This window comes from Aeromonas caviae, assembly GCF_000819785.1.
Lineage (GTDB): Bacteria > Pseudomonadota > Gammaproteobacteria > Enterobacterales > Aeromonadaceae > Aeromonas > Aeromonas caviae.
In genome coordinates this window covers 170,932-186,246 of record NZ_CDBK01000088.1, presented here as the reverse complement: position 1 = coordinate 186,246, position 15,315 = coordinate 170,932, and the positions used below count along the sequence as shown (strand labels likewise).

Sequence of the window (15,315 nt, the reverse complement as noted above, 5' to 3'; positions counted from 1 at the left end):
GCAGCATCATATCAGGGTTTTTACATGCATCACGCCATCGAATATCAGCATTTTTCCACTTCCACCCTTCAGGTCGGCCCCCGCAAGCGCTCCCCCATGGGCCAATTGCTGCGCGTCACCCAGGGGGTGGCGCTGCTGAAATTGGGTGCCCATGAGCTGCTGCTGACACCTGGCAGCCACTTCTGGCTCTGTGCCGATGCCCTCGCCGCCTTCACCCCTCTGGCTGGCTGCCAGCATGATCTGCTGGCCTGCTCCGTGCGGGTGCCCCAGCCCGCCCAGGCTGGCTGGTTGCAGGCAAGCCCGTTGATGGACGCACTGCTGGACAGCCTGGCGGCCTGGTCACGCCCCCGCGACTGGCAAGGCCCCTATGGGCAGCGGCTGCAAGTGGTGGGGGATGAGTTGCACGGCTGCACCATCTCGTCACTGGGGGATCAGGCACTGCAAGATGCCTGGCAAGCCCTGGCCAGAGCGCAGCCGGATAGCGTGGCTGCCTGGCAGACCCTGCTGGGCACTCGCGGTCTCGAGGGCCCGGACGCCCGGGCACTGCAGGATCAGTGGCAACTGTTGCAGGGGATTCGCCTGCTGCGAAGCGGCAGCACACCGTCACAGGTGGTGAGCAGGCTGGGTTATCGGGATGAAAGCGCGCTGGCCGAGGCTCATCTGCAATGGCTCGGGGCGCCCCTCTCCCCTCAGCCGTCCGCGACCCGATAAGAGAGGCATAAAAGGATGGCAAAAGAAATCCAGTTTTGCGGCTCACCGCCGCTAACAACAAAGGGGTCATTCATGTCACCATCTTTTATGCTGAACACCCGATTGACCGTCACCGACTAGATCAACAGGACATCCGCCATGACGAGCAAGGCCAACCAATCCCAGGGCATGTTGCTGTTCCACCTCTCTGCCAGACAATCTTTCGCCATCGGTACCCTCAAGGTGAAGGAGATCGTGCCCTACACCCAGCTCACCGCCCTGCCACAATCCCATCCCACCGTGCTCGGGGCCGCCAGCATGCGCGGCACCACCATCCCGGTGATCGACATGGCAATGGCCGTGGGCTACCGCCCCATCAGCCGGGAGGAGATGCCCCACTGCTTCATCATCATCACCGATTGCCGCCGCACCCTGGTGGGCTTTCTGGTGCGGGGCATCGACAAGATCACCGAGTGCAACTGGCGTGACATCGAGCCGCCCCCTCCCTCCTTGGGACAGAACGTCTTCGTCACCGGCGTGACCCGGGTGGGAGATCAGTTGATCCAGTTGCTGGATGTGGAACTCATCCTGTCGCGGGTCTATCCGGACGATCCCAGCCATCTCTACCCCGTGCTGACCGACGTGCAGCGCGAGCGGCTCAAGCCGATGCGGATCCTGCTGGTAGACGACTCCTCTGTCGCCCGTCGCCAGCTCATGGCGGCGCTCGATTACATCAACATCCCCTACGAGGTCTGCACCAACGGACGCGACGCCCTCACCCTGATGCAGACCCGGGTCTCCCAGGGCAAGCGGATCGACATCCTGGTGAGCGATATAGAGATGCCGGGACTGGATGGTTACGAGCTGGCCTTCGAGGTGCAGAGCGATGCCAAGCTGGCGGGAGCCTACATCATCCTGCACACCTCCCTCTCCAGCGAGATCAGCGTGGAGCGGGCCCATCAGGTCGGCGCCCACGAGGCGCTCACCAAGTTTGAAGCCAACGAACTGATCCAGGCCATGCTGCGCGGCGCCGAGCACCACGATCGTCTGATGGCCTGATGTCGCGGCGAGCCAAGGGCTCGCCGCCCCCTTTTCCTCCCTGCTCTTCCGAGTCGTTGCATGTTGACAGAAAGCCACTTTCACGCCCCCTGGTGGGCCCGCAACCCCCATCTGCAAACCATTTTACCCAAGTGGCTGCGCCGCTCGCCTGCCCGCTTCATCCAAGAGCGCTTCGAACTTCCGGACGGCGATTTCGTCGATCTGGCCTGGAGCGGCGAACCCGTCCAGGATGAACAACCCCTGGTGGTGGTGTTCCACGGACTGGAGGGGAGCATTCACTCCCACTATGCCAAGGGGCTCTTTGCCCACCTGCAGCGGCAAGGGAACGAGGCGGTGCTGATGCACTTTCGGGGGTGCAGTGGCGAGCCGAATCGGCTGCTGCAGGCCTATCACTCAGGCGCCATCGAGGACGCCCAGGCGGTAATTGCCGAGCTGGGGCGGCGTTTTCCTGGCCGCCCCCTGGTCGCCATCGGCTATTCCCTGGGGGGCAACATGTTGGTCAATCTGCTGGCGCGGGCCTGCCCGGCACCATTGAAGGCGGCGGTGGTAGTGTCGGCCCCGCTGCAACTGGCAAGCTGTGCCGAACGGGTCAATCAGGGCTTCTCACGGGTCTATCAGAACTACCTGCTGCGGACCATGCGAACCAACCTGCAAAGCAAGATCCGGCGCCAGAGCGCGGCACGGGCGCGCTGGCAGCCGGCCCAGATCACCCGCATAGCCACACTGAGGGAGTTCGACGAGCTGGTGACGGCACCGCTCCATGGTTTCGAGAGCGCCGATCACTACTACCAAACCTGCTCCGGCCTGGGCCTGCTGGCCCGCATTCCCATCCCGACCCTCATCATTCACGCCGCCGACGATCCCTTCATGACCGATGCCGTCATTCCGGCTGCGGAGCAGCTCTCCCCTCTGGTGCGCTACGAGCTGAGCCGCCAGGGCGGCCACGTGGGCTTCCTGCACGGCTCTCCCTGGCGCCCCCGCTTCTGGCTGGATGAGCGCATCAGCCAGTGGTTGCGGGAACAGACTCAGGGCGCGAACCGGTAACCGTTGCGCCCCTCTTCCTTGGCCTGATAGAGGGCGCCATCGACCCGCTCGAGCAGCATGACGAGGCTCTCCCCGGCTCGCCACTGGGCTATCCCCTGGCTCAGGGTGAGGTGGGGGGAAACGTCGGAATCCTCATGGGGCAGAGCCCTGGCCGCCAGAGTGGCGCGAATGCGCTCCGCCACCTCCTGGCCACCGGCCAGCGTCGTCTCCTGCAGCAACACCACGAACTCCTCTCCCCCGTAGCGCGCCACCAGATCGCCGGGCTCCCGCACACTCTCCTCCAGGCACTCGGCCACCAGGATCAGGCACTCATCCCCCGCCTGATGACCATAGCGATCGTTGTAGCGCTTGAAGAAATCCACATCGAGCAGGATCACGGTGAGCGGTACATCCTGGGTGGTGCCTTGCGCAATGGCACGCTTGCACGCCTGATCGAAGTGGCGACGGTTGGCTATGCCGGTCAGGGGATCCCGGTTGGCCATGGCATTCATCTTGTTTGCCAGCATCAGGTTGTCGTGTTCCCTTGACACCGCAAGCTCGAACCAGCCGTTGAGCATGCGCCGCCCCGTCTCCAGCACCACCAGCAAGACCCCGACCACGATGGTGTTGACCAGAACAAAGGGCTCAGGACTCCAGGAGGCTCTCATCAACAAGAACAGCAGGGGGACAAAAACCAGTGCGTAAAACAGCCGCACATCGCAATACGCGGCGACGAGACCGGTCAGCAGCAACAGACTGACCATGTTGAAAATGAAACTGAAGCCTCCCTTCAAGTCGACGATCGAGATGGTGTAACCCACCATGGCCCAGGCTAGCCCCCAGGCCAGGGCACAGACGCACAGGGACACCAGCCAGATGGCATGGGATTGACGGGAGAGCCAGCCCCACCCGAGCGGCAGCAGCAGGCCAACACCTATCATGGCAAAGAGCTGCCATTTGTATGACCAGGGCAGGTTGCCGACCAGTACCAGGTGTGCATCCCGATAGATGTAGAAGCGGGTCAGCAGAAATACGAGGGCGATGAGATTGATGACCCAGTACCAGCGCAAACCGGCGCTCAGGGCGCGGCGGCGGGCATCGAACAGGTGCTGTTCGAATTGACTGGAGGGTCGGCGTGCGTCAATGGATTGCATGGCACCCCTCGTCCAAAACGAGACAAATCCCTTGCGCTTGCCGACCAGACACCGACAATATCCGCAACCCACTGAGTGAAGATGAAATCATGATTATCCCCTGGCAAGAACTGGAGCCGGACACCCTCACCAACCTGCTCGAACACTTTGTGCTGCAAGAAGGCACCGAATACGGTGAACAGGATGTCAGCCTGACCGACAAGGTCGAAGCAGTCAGGCAACAATTGCTACAAGGTAGCGCCGTGCTTGTCTACAGCGAGCTGCACGAAAGTGTCAATGTCGTCCCAAAGACTCATTTAAGCAAGTCACCCACTAACGACTTCCCCCAAGCGTAGCGCGGTCACGGCTTATCGGGCGGCTCACCCCGCCCTCCCCCTATCCAACTCGCACCATCAGGCCGCATGGCCAGTTCGCTATCCAGCAGCACCTATTCCAACGTACCCAGAGCACAGGGCAGCCCTCGTTCACCGCTATTGCCGGGAAGCGTGGTGGCTGCAGGAGGATGACGGCGCACTTGACCGCACTTTGGGCCACCCCTTATAACGGAACTCCCAAGGAAGAGAGAATTCTATGTCCGCCAAGCATCCCATCATCGCGGTCACCGGTTCGTCCGGTGCCGGTACTTCCACCTCCACCAACGCCTTTCGCTCCATGTTCCACCAGCTTGGATACAAGGCGGCCGTGGTCGAGGGGGACAGTTTTCACCGCTACACCAGGCCCGAGATGGACGTGGCTATCCGCAAGGCCCGGGAGCAGGGGCGGCATATCAGCTACTTCGGCCCGGAGGCCAACGATTTCGGTCTGCTGGAGTCCTTTTTCCAGGAGTATGGCCAGAGCGGCACCGGCCAGTATCGGCGCTATCTGCACAGCTTCGACGAGGCGGTGCCTTTCAACCAGATGCCTGGCACCTTCACCCCCTGGCAGGAGCTGCCCGGCGAGACGGATCTGCTGTTCTACGAAGGACTGCATGGCGGCGTGGTCACGGGGGAGCACAACGTGGCGCGGCACGTGGACTTTCTCATCGGCGTGGTGCCCATCGTCAACCTGGAGTGGATCCAGAAGCTCATTCGCGACACCTCGGAACGCGGCCACTCCCGCGAGGCGGTGACCGACTCCATCGTGCGTTCCATGGACGACTACATCAACTTCATCACGCCGCAGTTCTCCCGCACCCACATCAACTTCCAGCGGGTGCCGACCGTCGATACTTCCAACCCCTTCAGCGCCAAGGTGATACCCAGCCTGGACGAGAGTATGCTGGTGATCAGGTTTCGGGGCATCAAGCAGGTGGACTTCCCCTACCTGCTGTCGATGATTGACGGCGCCTTCATGTCCAGGATGAACACCATCGTCGTGCCGGGTGGCAAGATGGGCTTCGCAATGGAACTGATCCTGCGCCCCCTGATCCAGCAACTGATCGAAACGGGCAAGATCACCTGAGCCAAGGAGCTTAACGATGCGCGCTGCACTTCTCTCATTCATGCTGGCAACCCTGCTGGGCGGTTGCAGCTCCGGCCCCGCCGCACCCACGGTAGAAACGGGCACCATGGTGGTTCGCCCGGCGGAGCATTGGACCTACGGGGCGACACCACGCTATGCGCTGGCCGAACAATTCCAGTATGCGGGCAACAGCGCCGCGCCCTGGCTCGAGCCGGTACAGCAGGCCGTCATCCGGCAGCTGGACGGCAAAGGCTGGCGCAGCGTTCCCCTGGATGAGGCCGACGTCTGGGTCGCCATCGGGGTAGCTGGCAGCCAGGACATGAGCGATGGCGAGATCTTCTCCCGCCTCGGCATGACACCGGGCCTGAACGCCGCCACCAATGCCCGCAAGGGGACCCTGGCCATCGTGCTGCTCGACGGGCATAGCCAGAAAGCGGTGTGGAGCAGCGCCATCCAGCTCGCCAGCGACGTGCCTGTCGCAGAGGAGGCCCGTGGCCAGCTTAGCCAGCAACTGGCCATCCAGTTGCTGGGCTCGCTACCGTCAGAGTGATGTCTCTTTCAACAAAAACGGCCTGCTTCACGTAGGCCGTTTTCCATGCACGCCGTGACGGCATCAGGGTCACTTCAACTCGCAGGTCAGCTGGGTCACACCGCTCTTGACCAGGGTAGCCTGCTTGTCCTGACGGGAGAAGGTAGTCACCCCGTCGGAATAGCTGGCAGTCTCTTTGGGCGACTCGATGCGCCCCAGCTTGTGATAGACACCGGCATAAGGGAACTGCACCATGTCGGCCTGGGCATCATAGGTGATGGCCAGCAACTCTTCCCCGCACTGATACTGGCTGTATTGATACTGGGTCGGCTGCGGCATGCTGCAGGCGGCCAGACCGAACAGGGGAAGCAACATCATCATTTTTTTCATCGCACTTTCCTTATGTCATGGCGTTATCGACGGGACAAACTATAGCGGTCAACCCTCAAGGATTTGATAACTATGGGTAATTTCTACCGCTTTTTCCAACATCAGGGAAACTGAACAATATTTTTCCATGGACAGATCCACCGCACGGGCGACCTGCTTCTCCGCCAGACCCTTGCCGGTCACCACGAACTTGAGGTGGAGCTGCTCAAATACCCGGGGAACGGTATCGGCGCGGGTCCCTTCCAGTTCGACATGGCAGGCGGTCACGGACTGACGGGCCTTCTCCAGGATGGAGACCACATCGATGGAGCTGCAACCGCCGACAGCCAGCAGGATCATCTCCATCGGGCTGGCACCTTCACCCGGGTTGGCGCCATCCAGGGTCACCTGATGACCGGACTCGCTCTCTCCCACAAACTTCATGCCTTCCACCCAGCTGACCTTGGCTTTCATCTCTCACTTTCCTCTCAATGACGACGGTTCTAACGCCCATAGCATACCTCAAGCCGGGGTCGAGTGGCACATGCGCCAGGATCTTGCCCGTTCCCGGCGATAAAGCTCCGTTTTGCGGCGACAAGCCTCTCCTGCGAAACGGGCGACGACCCAAAGGGAAATAGATCGAAATCAACATCCGACCTCCTCTTCTTGCCTAGAATGCCCCGGACGACGCAGCAGATGGCGGCTCACCGGTGGACGGCAAAACCCCAAAGCCTTGTCAGCACAGGCAAAGGCTCTTATTCTACTGCGACCAAAGAGTAAGGAATGGCAAGCTTGGCAACTTGCCTGGACGCACAGTCCATAAAAATGACACTACAGAGGAAGTCTCATGATCATTGGCAAACCGCAAAGCGATCCCACCCTTGAGTGGTTCTTGTCGCATTGCCACATTCATAAGTATCCCGCCAAGAGCACCCTGATCCACGCCGGTGAAAAAGCGGAAACCCTCTACTACATCGTCAAGGGCACCGTCGCCGTCCTGATCAAGGATGACGAAGGCAAGGAGATGATCCTCTCCTACCTGAATCAGGGGGATTTCCTGGGCGAGATGGGGATGTTCGAAGAGAACGAGAATCCGGAGCGTTCCGCCTGGGTGCGTGCCAAAGGCGCCTGTGAAGTCGCCGAGATCTCCTACAAGAAGTTCCGCCAGCTGATCCAGGTCAACCCGGACATTCTGATGCGTCTATCCGGTCAAATGGCCAAGCGCCTGCAGCACACCAGCCAGAAGGTCGGCAACCTCGCCTTCCTGGACGTGACCGGCCGCATTGCCCAGACCCTGCTCAACCTGGCCAAACAGCCGGATGCCATGACCCACCCGGATGGCATGCAGATCAAGATCACCCGCCAGGAGATCGGCCAGATCGTCGGCTGCTCCCGTGAAACCGTCGGCCGCATCCTCAAGATGCTGGAAGAGCAGGAGCTCATCTCCGCCCACGGCAAGACCATAGTGGTGTTTGGTACCCGCTGACCGGGTTCCGCCGACGGCGCCCGCACAGCGCCGTTGGATAAAAAGGCTGCCCATGGCAGCCTTTTCCGATCCTCTCCCCTATAATCCCGAACGCCCCGCCGTCATGGCCTTCGCCAAGAGAACTCCTATGCACCTTCAATGCCCCCTTTGCCGCAGCCCCCTGCACCTTCATGCCGCCTCCCGCGGGGTCTATTGCGACAACAAGCACCACTTCGATCCCGCACCGGAAGGCTATCTGGACCTCATCCCCGGCAAGAAGAACCCCAAGGACAGCGACAGCCGGGCCCTGCTGCGCGCCAAGCGCCGCTTCCTGGAACAAGGCCACCAGCTGCCTCTGGTGGACGCCATGGCGAACCTGCTCGCTCCTCTTGGCGAGCGCGAGCTTGTCCACCTCGGCTGTGGCGAGGGGTACTACTGCCGCGCCCTGGCTGAGCAGCTGCCCGGCTGGCAGGTCGGCGGTTTCGATCTGGCCAAGAATGCCATCTTCGCCGCCAACAAGGCGCAACCGGAAGGCCAGTTCGTCATCGCCGACCCGGCGCGCGCCCCGCTACTGCCTGGCACGGCCCAGGTGCTGCTGGTCAACGACCTCAAGGTCAAGACGGAACTCCTGGTCAGCTGGCTGGCGCCGGGCGGCTATCTGCTCCACGTGCAGCCAGGCCCTCGCCATCAGTGGCAATTGCGCGTCAGCCTCAATCCGGTGAGCATGGAACATCCCCTGAGCTGGCCCGCCCTCACCGGGCTTGTCAGTGTTGCCCAGCAACGCGCACAGTTCAGTACGGCGCTGGATCAGGGCCTGCGCGAGCACATTCTGGAGACCAGTCGCCTCGGCTGGCGTGCCAGCGGCGAGCAGCGCCACGCCTTCACCCACCAGGGGCCCGACGCCCTCGAGCAGGATCTGCTGCTCAGCCTGTGGCAAAAACCGCTGTGAACCGGTGAGATACCATGAAAAAAGGCCCTGACGGGCCTTTTTGACAAAGCGAGTGCGCCTTTCCTCTGACAGGGAAGAGACACCCGACCACGCAGCAAGACAAAAATGGGGCCCTCGGCCCCATTTGTCATCACGGCAGATCAGTTGCAGCTCGCCGCGCCCTGATCGACCCAGACGGCGGCCTTGCCGGGCTCATCGCCCTTGGTCCAGTACTGGGCCTTCCACTTGCGGCCGTTGTGGCTGGTGACATCACCGCCGTTGTAGACCACTCCGGCATCCCAACCCAGTTGCACCTGGCTCACCAGTTTCCACTGATCGGCGGTGCGGCTCGGCTCGTTGCCCTGGGTCCAATACTTGGCCTGCCACACCAGTTGCTTGTGGCTCACCTTGTCATTGGTGTTGTAGACGGTACCTGCACTCCAGGCCGGGTGGTTGGCCGCATCCGGATCGCTGGCCTCGCAGCCACCACCTGTACTGGCCGGCTTGACGGTCAGGCGGGTAACGGCTGTGGCATCCAGCGCCCCGTCGGTGACCACCAGGGTCAGATCGTAGGCCGTGTCACTGGTCACGTTCGAGCCCGTGACCACCAGGGTCGCGCTGTCCAGACCGGTGGCGCTAAGACCGGCCGGCACTGTCCACTGATAGCTCAAGGCATCACCATTGGGGTCGGAAGCGGTGGCCTTGATGCTCACCTGCTTGCCGGCCTCGACGGTCGCACTGGCCGGTACGCTGACCACGGGGGGCAGGTTCGGCTGCGGCGCCTTGTTGGTGACCACCACCTGATCCTTGGCCGAGAGCCCCTGATCGTCGGTCACGGTCAGCTCGAACACCAGATTGATGTCGCTGCTGACGGCATCCAGTACCACACGGGCCTTGGCCTGGGTGGCATCCAGCAGGCTGGCCTGGGGTCCGGAGACCTGTTTCCAGCTGTAGGTCAGCGCCCCGTTTTCCGGATCGTGGGAGGCACTGCCGTTGAGGGTCACCTCGGCCGGGCCGGTGGCACTCAGATCGCTGCCGGCATTGGCAACCGGCGGCTTGTTGACCGGCGGCAGCGTACCCTCGCCGTGGCCCAGCCCCTCGTGCATGGCGTTGAGGATGTCGCCGTTGTCCGCATCAATTTCCCAGGCGAACAGACCGCCGAGCTGGTTCGCCAGCACGTACTGCCCCTTGGCCTTGACCGAGCGGTCGTTGTCGAAGGTAATGAGGTCACCACTGCTGGCCTTGAAGACATAGGGGGCCTCGGCCGACTCGTCATAGCCCTGCTCCCAGCCTGCGCCCATGCGGTTGTTGACGATGTCGCGGTAATCCACCACGCCATTTTCCCAGGTACCGCTCACCGGTCCGGTGGCGGTGCCGGTGAAGGGGTTGCCGGCCTGGTAGTTCTTCACTCCGCTCCAGCCACGGCCATACATGGCCGCCCCCACCACAATCTTGCCCGGTGTCACCCCCTGACCCAGCAGCGCCTTGACGCCCTTGTCGGTGGTGTACTTGGTGGCCGGATCCCAGCTGGAGGCAAAGAGGTTGGTCTGGTGGGCCAGATTCGTCAGGTCGAAGGCGCCGCTGAAGTCGTAGCTCATCAGGAAGATGTGGTCCATGTACTGCTGGGCCGCCTGATAATCCACCTTGGCAATCTTGTCACCGCCGGCGCTGATGGCCGAGGTCAGCTCATACTGGCGGCCGGTCTCGGCTTCCAGTTCATCGAGCATGGCTCGCAACTCCTTCATCAGCACCACATAGGTGGCGCCGTCATTCGGGCCGCCCAGGCTGGGGTTGGCCCCCTGGCCGCCCGGGAACTCCCAGTCGATGTCCACGCCGTCGAAGAATTTCCAGGTCTGCAGGAACTCTTTGACCGAGGCGACGAAGGTATCGCGCTTGGTCTTGTCACCCAGGAAATAGAAGGGATCGGAGAGGGTCCATCCGCCGACAGACGGCAGGATCTTGAGGTCCGGGTGGGCCTGTTTGAGGGCCATCAGGTTGCCGAAGTTGCCCTTGTAGGGCTCATCCCAGGCGCTGAGGTTGCCCTGGGACATCTGGATCGCCGCCCAGGGATCATGGATGGAGACCTTGAAGTCTTCGCGGCCCGCACAGGAGCGCTGCAACGCCTCGAAGCTGCCCGAGATCTCTTTGAGGCTGTCGTTGATGCCGTTGCCACCGCAGATGGGGGTGAAGCCGTAGAGGATATGGGTCAGGTTCTGGGCCGGGATCTTGTCCACGGTGAACTTGCGACCATAGACACCCCACTCCACATAGTAGGCCCCCACCACCTTGCCGGACTTGTTGGCGTAGGGCTTGTTGTTCTCCTTGAGGGGCGCATTGAGCGGCGCCAGGTGGCTACCGTCGGTATCGGCGACCATCAGCTCCTTCTTGTCGGAGAGAGTGCAGCCATCGGCGTTGCACAGGGCCACCTGCATCTGGTAACGCCCCCCTTTGGTGACCTTGAAGTTGGCGGTACCCGCGGCGGAGGCCGGGCCTGACCACACCTCCTTGCCGTCGAGCAGTACCTTGGCGGTCTGTCCGACGTCACCGGACCATAGGTTCCATGTCACGCTGACGGGAGCGCCATCCTTGTGGACGGTCACCAGCTGGTTGTAGGCCGAAGCGGCCTGATTGACTTCAACGATGGCAAACTTGGTGGGACCGGAGCCAATGGTGGGTTTGCCCGGGGCAGCGGCGAAGGCGGAGGTAGTGCAAAGCCCCCCGACCAGAAGCGCCAGCAGGGAAAGTTTTGGACTTAACATATTTGAACTTCCTTATTTCGTTATTGGAATTAACAACGAAAAAGGCAACGCAACCTGCCAGGTAACGCAGACAACATCGCAACCATGGCTTGGCCCATGGACGATACAACCTGTGGTGGCCCCGCTATCCTAGGTACGCAGACCCTTAGACCGGAAGCTTTGCGTCCCGGACTTTCATCCGGTTTGCCTTTTTGCACAACTTGATTTGCGACAAAAATAATCGCCGAATGACTATAGAGGAGAGTCGCTCGGCCGCCACCTGCCAAAAGTGACACCCAGCAAGACTCAATTATCACCAATCGCGGCAAATGGCGACGAAATAGGTACCATCATCGGCGATCATGACACCTGGATGGCATCCAGAAAATGTTCAGCCAATGCTGGATTCTGTGAGACCAGTCACTGAACCGGCATCAGCAGGCTGTTCATCAGGGCGCGCAGCTTGAGAGGTTTGACCGGTTTGCTCACGTAGCCAAAGCCGTGCTCACGGATCTGTGCCTGCAACTCGCTCTTGCGATCCGCACTGATGATGATGCCGCCGATACCGTTGCCATGGGCCAGCCTGATCATGTGCAACGCCTGCAACCCGGTCTTGCCGTCATCCAGGTGATAGTCCGACAGCACCAGCGCAGGCAGGAAGCCGCCGCCGATGATCTCTTCCGCCTGCTCCAGGCTCTGGGCACAGCGCACCTCGCAGCCCCAGCGTCCCAGCAGCGAGGCCATGGCGATGAGGATATCCTCCTCGTTGTCGATGCAGAGGATCCTGACCCCTTCCAGCTGGCTGTCTCGCAGGGCCGGGGTCGTCACCTGGCTGGGGATGACGGGCCGGGTCGCGAGGTTCAGGGTGATGGCAAAGACGGACCCCGCTCCGGGCCAGCTGCGCAGGGAGAGCTGATGACCCAGCACCAGCGAAATGCCGCGGGCGATGGCGAGCCCGAGGCCAAGCCCCTGCTCCCTGGCGGTGCGGGAGTGATCGAGGCGGGAAAACTCGTCGAAGATCGCCTCCTGCTTGCCCTCCGGGATGCCGGGGCCGTTGTCCCACACCTCGATGCGCACCTTCTCCCCCATGCGGCGACAGCCAAGCAGCACCCGACCGCCGGGGTTGTAGCGAAATGCGTTGGTGAGGAAGTTCTGCAACACCCGCCGCAGCAAGCGCACATCGCTGTAGACCGCAAGGCGGCTCTCCACCACGGAGAACTGGATCCCACCGGCCTGGGCCAGCACGCCGAATTCCGCCTTGAGATTGTCCAGCACATCGCTCAGGGCGAAATCGAGCTTCTTCGCCTTGAACTTGCCCGCCTCGAGGCGCGAGATGTCCAGCAGATCCGTGATGAGATCCTCGGTCGCCCCCAGGGCGTCGTCGATGTGGCGAGCGATGCGAGCCGGTTCGTCCTCCGGGGGCAGCATCTCCAGCAAGGAGGAGGTAAAGAGCTTGGCCGCGTTCAGCGGCTGGGTCAGGTCGTGGCTCACCGCCGCCAGGAACCGGCTCTTGGACTGGTTGGCCCGCTCCACCTGCTGGTTTACCAGCAGCAGTTGGCGGTTGAGTTCGGAGAGCTCGTGGGTGCGCTCGGCCACCCGCGCCTCCAGGTGCTCGTTCGCTTCCCGCAGCACCCGCTCCGCCGCCCTGAACGGGGTGATATCGGTGAAGGTCATGACAAAGCCCCCCGCAGGCATGGGGTTGCCCTGCATCTCGATGACCCGACCATCGGGACGCTCCCGCGCCGAGACATGGGGGCTGCCACGCTTCATGAAGGCAACCCGCCGCGCCACCTGGGCCTCGATGTCTCCCTGACCGCACAACCCCTGTCCGGCGTTGTAGCGGATGATCTCCTCGATGGAACGGCCCACCTGAATGAGACCGGGGGGATAGGAGAACAGCTCGATGTAGCGTCGGTTCCAGGCCACCAGCCTGAGCTCCCTGTCCACCACGGAGATCCCCTGCCCCATGTGTTCGATTGCCCCCTGCAACAGGCCGCGGTTGAAGCGGAACATGTCGGAGGCCTCGTCCACTATGGTGGCGATCTCCTCGAGCTGCATGTTGCGTCCCTGCAGGGCGGAGGCTAGCACCAGGCGGGCGGACGAGGTACCGAACACCCCGGCCAGCAGTCGCTCCGTGTGGGCGATGAGCTCGGCGGAGGCCTGCATCTGGGGCGCCAGGGTGCCTCCCCGCTCGCCGGCGAAACGACCGAAGGCCCGCTTGACGCGGCTGGAACCGACGAAGCGGGCCGCCAGCATCTCCAGCTCCTTCACCGAGACCCGCGCATGATAAAGCGCCGAGGTATCCCGGCTCGTCTTGCCGACGAAGTTGGCTGCCTGCAGCCGCTCACTCACCGCCGCCCGTGACAGCAGGGAGCCCGCCACATAGCCGGCGAGGTTGAGCAGAAGACTCAGGAAGAGGCACCAGGCCCCCAGGCTCAGATCCCGCACCGCCGGCCAGTCTGGGGGCGCCAGCAGGGCTTCGAGGGGGGAGCCAGCCAGCAGTCCGCTCTCCGCCAGCAGGGTCACGAACCAGAGGCTGACCCCGAGGGCGAGCCCGAGATAGACGCCCTTGCGATTGCCATGACGCCAGTACAGGCCGAGCAGCAGGGCCGGTGCGAACTGGGCCACGGCCCCGAACGAGAGATAGCCGATGCGCGACAGACTGGTGAGATCCCCGAGCCAGAGATAGAGCGCCCAGGCCGCCAGCAAAATCAGCAAGATGGCACCCCGACGCACCTGCAGCAGCAACCGCATCAGACGCTCGTCCCGCCCCTGTTGCCAGACCCGGCGCAGCAGGACCGGCAACACCAGATCGTTGCTCACCATGATGGCCAGGGCGATGGTGCAGACGATCACCATGCCGGTGGCCGCCGAGGTACCGCCGAGAAATGCCAGCATCGCCATGCCGTCGAATCCGAGGGACATGGGGAGGCTTATCACATAGGTGTCCGAGGCCATGTCTGCCCCGACCCACTGCTTGCCTGCCAGCGCCAGCGGCCAGATGAAGAGCCCCATCAGGAAGAGATAGAGGGGGAAGATCCAGCGGGCCCAGTGCAGATCCTGCCCCTGGTTGTTCTCCACCACGGTCACGTGAAACTGGCGCGGCAGGCAGATGACGGCGCACATGGCGATCAGGGTGTAGATGGCGAGCTCCAGCAGACTGCCCGGCGTCACCGCCACCACCGCATCGAGGAAGTCGCCCGCCACCAGAGTACGCGCCTCGCTCGGTCTGGCGATGATGAGCCAGAGCGCAAAGCCCCCCACCGCCATGAAGGCGAGCAGCTTGACCACGGACTCGAAGGCGATGGCCACCACCATGCCCCTGTGGTGCTCGGTGGCATCCAGGTTGCGGGTGCCGAATAGAATGCTGAACAGGGCCAGCAGCAGGGTGACCCCCAGCGCCAGCTCCGCCATGTTGCTGGTGGGACTGACCCCCGTGCTGTTGGCCATCAGCAGATCGAGCCCGGTGACGATCGCCTTGAGCTGTAGCACCAGATAGGGAAGTATCCCCATGACGGCGATGAGGCTGATCACCATGGCCAGGCGCTGGGACTTGCCATAACGGGCGGCAATGAAATCGGCGATGGAGGTGATGTGCTCGCGCTTGGCCACCAGGATGAGGCGGGCCAGCAGGCGCCAGCCAAACAGAAACACCAGCATGGGGCCCAGGTAGATGGGCACCGGCGACCAGGGGGATTCGCTGGCCTGGCCCACGGTGCCGAAGAAGGTCCAGGAGGTGCAATAGACCGCCAGCGACAGGCTGTAGAGCAGAGGCTGCCCCTTGGGGCGACGGCGCTTGTTCTTGTCCGCCACATAGGCGATGAGGAACAGCAAGCCCAGATAGGCGAGCGACAACCCGATCAGCAGCCATCCTTGGTGCATCTCTCTACTTCCCTTGTCCAGATAAGTCGGAGGCCTGC

General features: G+C 62.5%; 13 protein-coding genes and 1 riboswitch. Of the genes, 8 read left to right on the top strand and 5 right to left on the bottom strand.

What is annotated here, in order from left to right; all coding sequences use genetic code 11:
- The first annotated feature begins 24 nt into the window (after positions 1-24).
- The 3 genes from BN1120_RS15750 (at position 25) to BN1120_RS15740 (ending at position 2,793) form a co-directional block, all read left to right on the top strand.
- Positions 25-711 (top strand): hypothetical protein, encoded by a 687-nt coding sequence (locus tag BN1120_RS15750; protein WP_042016811.1) that lies wholly within the window; start codon positions 25-27, stop codon positions 709-711.
- A 138-nt stretch (positions 712-849) separates the two neighbouring features.
- Positions 850-1,749: a chemotaxis protein gene (locus BN1120_RS15745; protein WP_010673245.1), complete on the top strand. Its 900-nt coding sequence runs from the start codon at positions 850-852 to the stop codon at positions 1,747-1,749.
- Between the two features lie 60 nt (positions 1,750-1,809).
- A complete protein-coding gene (locus BN1120_RS15740) occupies positions 1,810-2,793 on the top strand; it encodes a hydrolase (RefSeq protein ID WP_042016809.1) in 984 nt (327 codons plus the stop codon).
- On the opposite strand, the gene BN1120_RS15735 is transcribed toward BN1120_RS15740, so the two are convergent.
- Positions 2,775-3,926, bottom strand: coding sequence for a GGDEF domain-containing protein (locus BN1120_RS15735; protein WP_042016807.1), 1,152 nt, complete (start codon positions 3,924-3,926; stop codon positions 2,775-2,777). The genes BN1120_RS15740 and BN1120_RS15735 overlap by 19 nt on opposite strands.
- A gap of 89 nt (positions 3,927-4,015) precedes the next feature.
- Here BN1120_RS15735 and BN1120_RS15730 point away from each other — a divergent pair, with 89 nt between their 5' ends.
- The 3 genes from BN1120_RS15730 to BN1120_RS15720 all read left to right on the top strand — a co-directional run bounded on the left by BN1120_RS15730 (position 4,016) and on the right by BN1120_RS15720 (position 5,916).
- Complete coding sequence (locus tag BN1120_RS15730) at positions 4,016-4,261, top strand: YheU family protein (protein WP_042016806.1); 246 nt, start codon at positions 4,016-4,018, stop codon at positions 4,259-4,261.
- A gap of 235 nt (positions 4,262-4,496) precedes the next feature.
- Positions 4,497-5,366, top strand: a complete 870-nt coding sequence (locus tag BN1120_RS15725; RefSeq protein ID WP_042016805.1) for a phosphoribulokinase — start codon at positions 4,497-4,499, stop codon at positions 5,364-5,366.
- 16 nt (positions 5,367-5,382) lie between these two features.
- Complete coding sequence (locus BN1120_RS15720; protein ID WP_042016804.1) at positions 5,383-5,916, top strand: DUF4136 domain-containing protein; 534 nt, start codon at positions 5,383-5,385, stop codon at positions 5,914-5,916.
- Between the two features lie 69 nt (positions 5,917-5,985).
- Here the strand turns inward: BN1120_RS15720 and BN1120_RS15715 are convergent, their stop codons facing one another.
- Both BN1120_RS15715 and BN1120_RS15710 read right to left on the bottom strand, forming a co-directional pair.
- Positions 5,986-6,285: a hypothetical protein gene (locus BN1120_RS15715; protein WP_010673239.1), complete on the bottom strand. Its 300-nt coding sequence runs from the start codon at positions 6,283-6,285 to the stop codon at positions 5,986-5,988.
- A gap of 48 nt (positions 6,286-6,333) precedes the next feature.
- The gene (locus BN1120_RS15710; protein ID WP_042016802.1) at positions 6,334-6,738 is read right to left on the bottom strand and encodes an OsmC family protein; all 405 of its coding nucleotides are present in this window, start codon (positions 6,736-6,738) and stop codon (positions 6,334-6,336) included.
- Positions 6,739-7,111: 373 nt separating this feature from the next.
- Between BN1120_RS15710 and crp the strand changes: the two genes are divergently transcribed.
- Both crp and BN1120_RS15700 read left to right on the top strand, forming a co-directional pair.
- Entirely contained in the window at positions 7,112-7,750 is a 639-nt protein-coding gene (gene crp / locus BN1120_RS15705; protein WP_010673237.1) for a cAMP-activated global transcriptional regulator CRP, read from the top strand.
- A 127-nt stretch (positions 7,751-7,877) separates the two neighbouring features.
- Positions 7,878-8,678, top strand: a complete 801-nt coding sequence (locus tag BN1120_RS15700; protein ID WP_042016801.1) for a putative RNA methyltransferase — start codon at positions 7,878-7,880, stop codon at positions 8,676-8,678.
- A 140-nt stretch (positions 8,679-8,818) separates the two neighbouring features.
- Here BN1120_RS15700 and BN1120_RS15695 read toward each other — a convergent pair whose 3' ends face one another.
- Positions 8,819-11,416 (bottom strand): glycosyl hydrolase family 18 protein, encoded by a 2,598-nt coding sequence (locus BN1120_RS15695; protein WP_042016799.1) that lies wholly within the window; start codon positions 11,414-11,416, stop codon positions 8,819-8,821.
- A 111-nt stretch (positions 11,417-11,527) separates the two neighbouring features.
- Positions 11,528-11,614, bottom strand: a riboswitch (cyclic di-GMP riboswitch).
- A gap of 201 nt (positions 11,615-11,815) precedes the next feature.
- Positions 11,816-15,277 (bottom strand): hybrid sensor histidine kinase/response regulator, encoded by a 3,462-nt coding sequence (locus BN1120_RS15690; protein WP_010673234.1) that lies wholly within the window; start codon positions 15,275-15,277, stop codon positions 11,816-11,818.
- Between the last annotated feature and the right edge of the window lie 38 nt (positions 15,278-15,315).

What these genes read in the sequence shown, in the direction of transcription:
- BN1120_RS15750 (WP_042016811.1), top strand. Translation starts at nt 25, where the DNA reads ATGCATCACGCCATCGAATATCAGCATTTTTCCACTTCCACCCTTCAG.
- BN1120_RS15745 (WP_010673245.1), top strand. Translation starts at nt 850, where the DNA reads ATGACGAGCAAGGCCAACCAATCCCAGGGCATGTTGCTGTTCCACCTC.
- BN1120_RS15740 (WP_042016809.1), top strand. Translation starts at nt 1,810, where the DNA reads ATGTTGACAGAAAGCCACTTTCACGCCCCCTGGTGGGCCCGCAACCCC.
- BN1120_RS15735 (WP_042016807.1), bottom strand. Translation starts at nt 3,926, where the DNA reads ATGCAATCCATTGACGCACGCCGACCCTCCAGTCAATTCGAACAGCAC.
- BN1120_RS15730 (WP_042016806.1), top strand. Translation starts at nt 4,016, where the DNA reads ATGATTATCCCCTGGCAAGAACTGGAGCCGGACACCCTCACCAACCTG.
- BN1120_RS15725 (WP_042016805.1), top strand. Translation starts at nt 4,497, where the DNA reads ATGTCCGCCAAGCATCCCATCATCGCGGTCACCGGTTCGTCCGGTGCC.
- BN1120_RS15720 (WP_042016804.1), top strand. Translation starts at nt 5,383, where the DNA reads ATGCGCGCTGCACTTCTCTCATTCATGCTGGCAACCCTGCTGGGCGGT.
- BN1120_RS15715 (WP_010673239.1), bottom strand. Translation starts at nt 6,285, where the DNA reads ATGAAAAAAATGATGATGTTGCTTCCCCTGTTCGGTCTGGCCGCCTGC.
- BN1120_RS15710 (WP_042016802.1), bottom strand. Translation starts at nt 6,738, where the DNA reads ATGAAAGCCAAGGTCAGCTGGGTGGAAGGCATGAAGTTTGTGGGAGAG.
- crp (WP_010673237.1), top strand. Translation starts at nt 7,112, where the DNA reads ATGATCATTGGCAAACCGCAAAGCGATCCCACCCTTGAGTGGTTCTTG.
- BN1120_RS15700 (WP_042016801.1), top strand. Translation starts at nt 7,878, where the DNA reads ATGCACCTTCAATGCCCCCTTTGCCGCAGCCCCCTGCACCTTCATGCC.
- BN1120_RS15695 (WP_042016799.1), bottom strand. Translation starts at nt 11,416, where the DNA reads ATGTTAAGTCCAAAACTTTCCCTGCTGGCGCTTCTGGTCGGGGGGCTT.
- BN1120_RS15690 (WP_010673234.1), bottom strand. Translation starts at nt 15,277, where the DNA reads ATGCACCAAGGATGGCTGCTGATCGGGTTGTCGCTCGCCTATCTGGGC.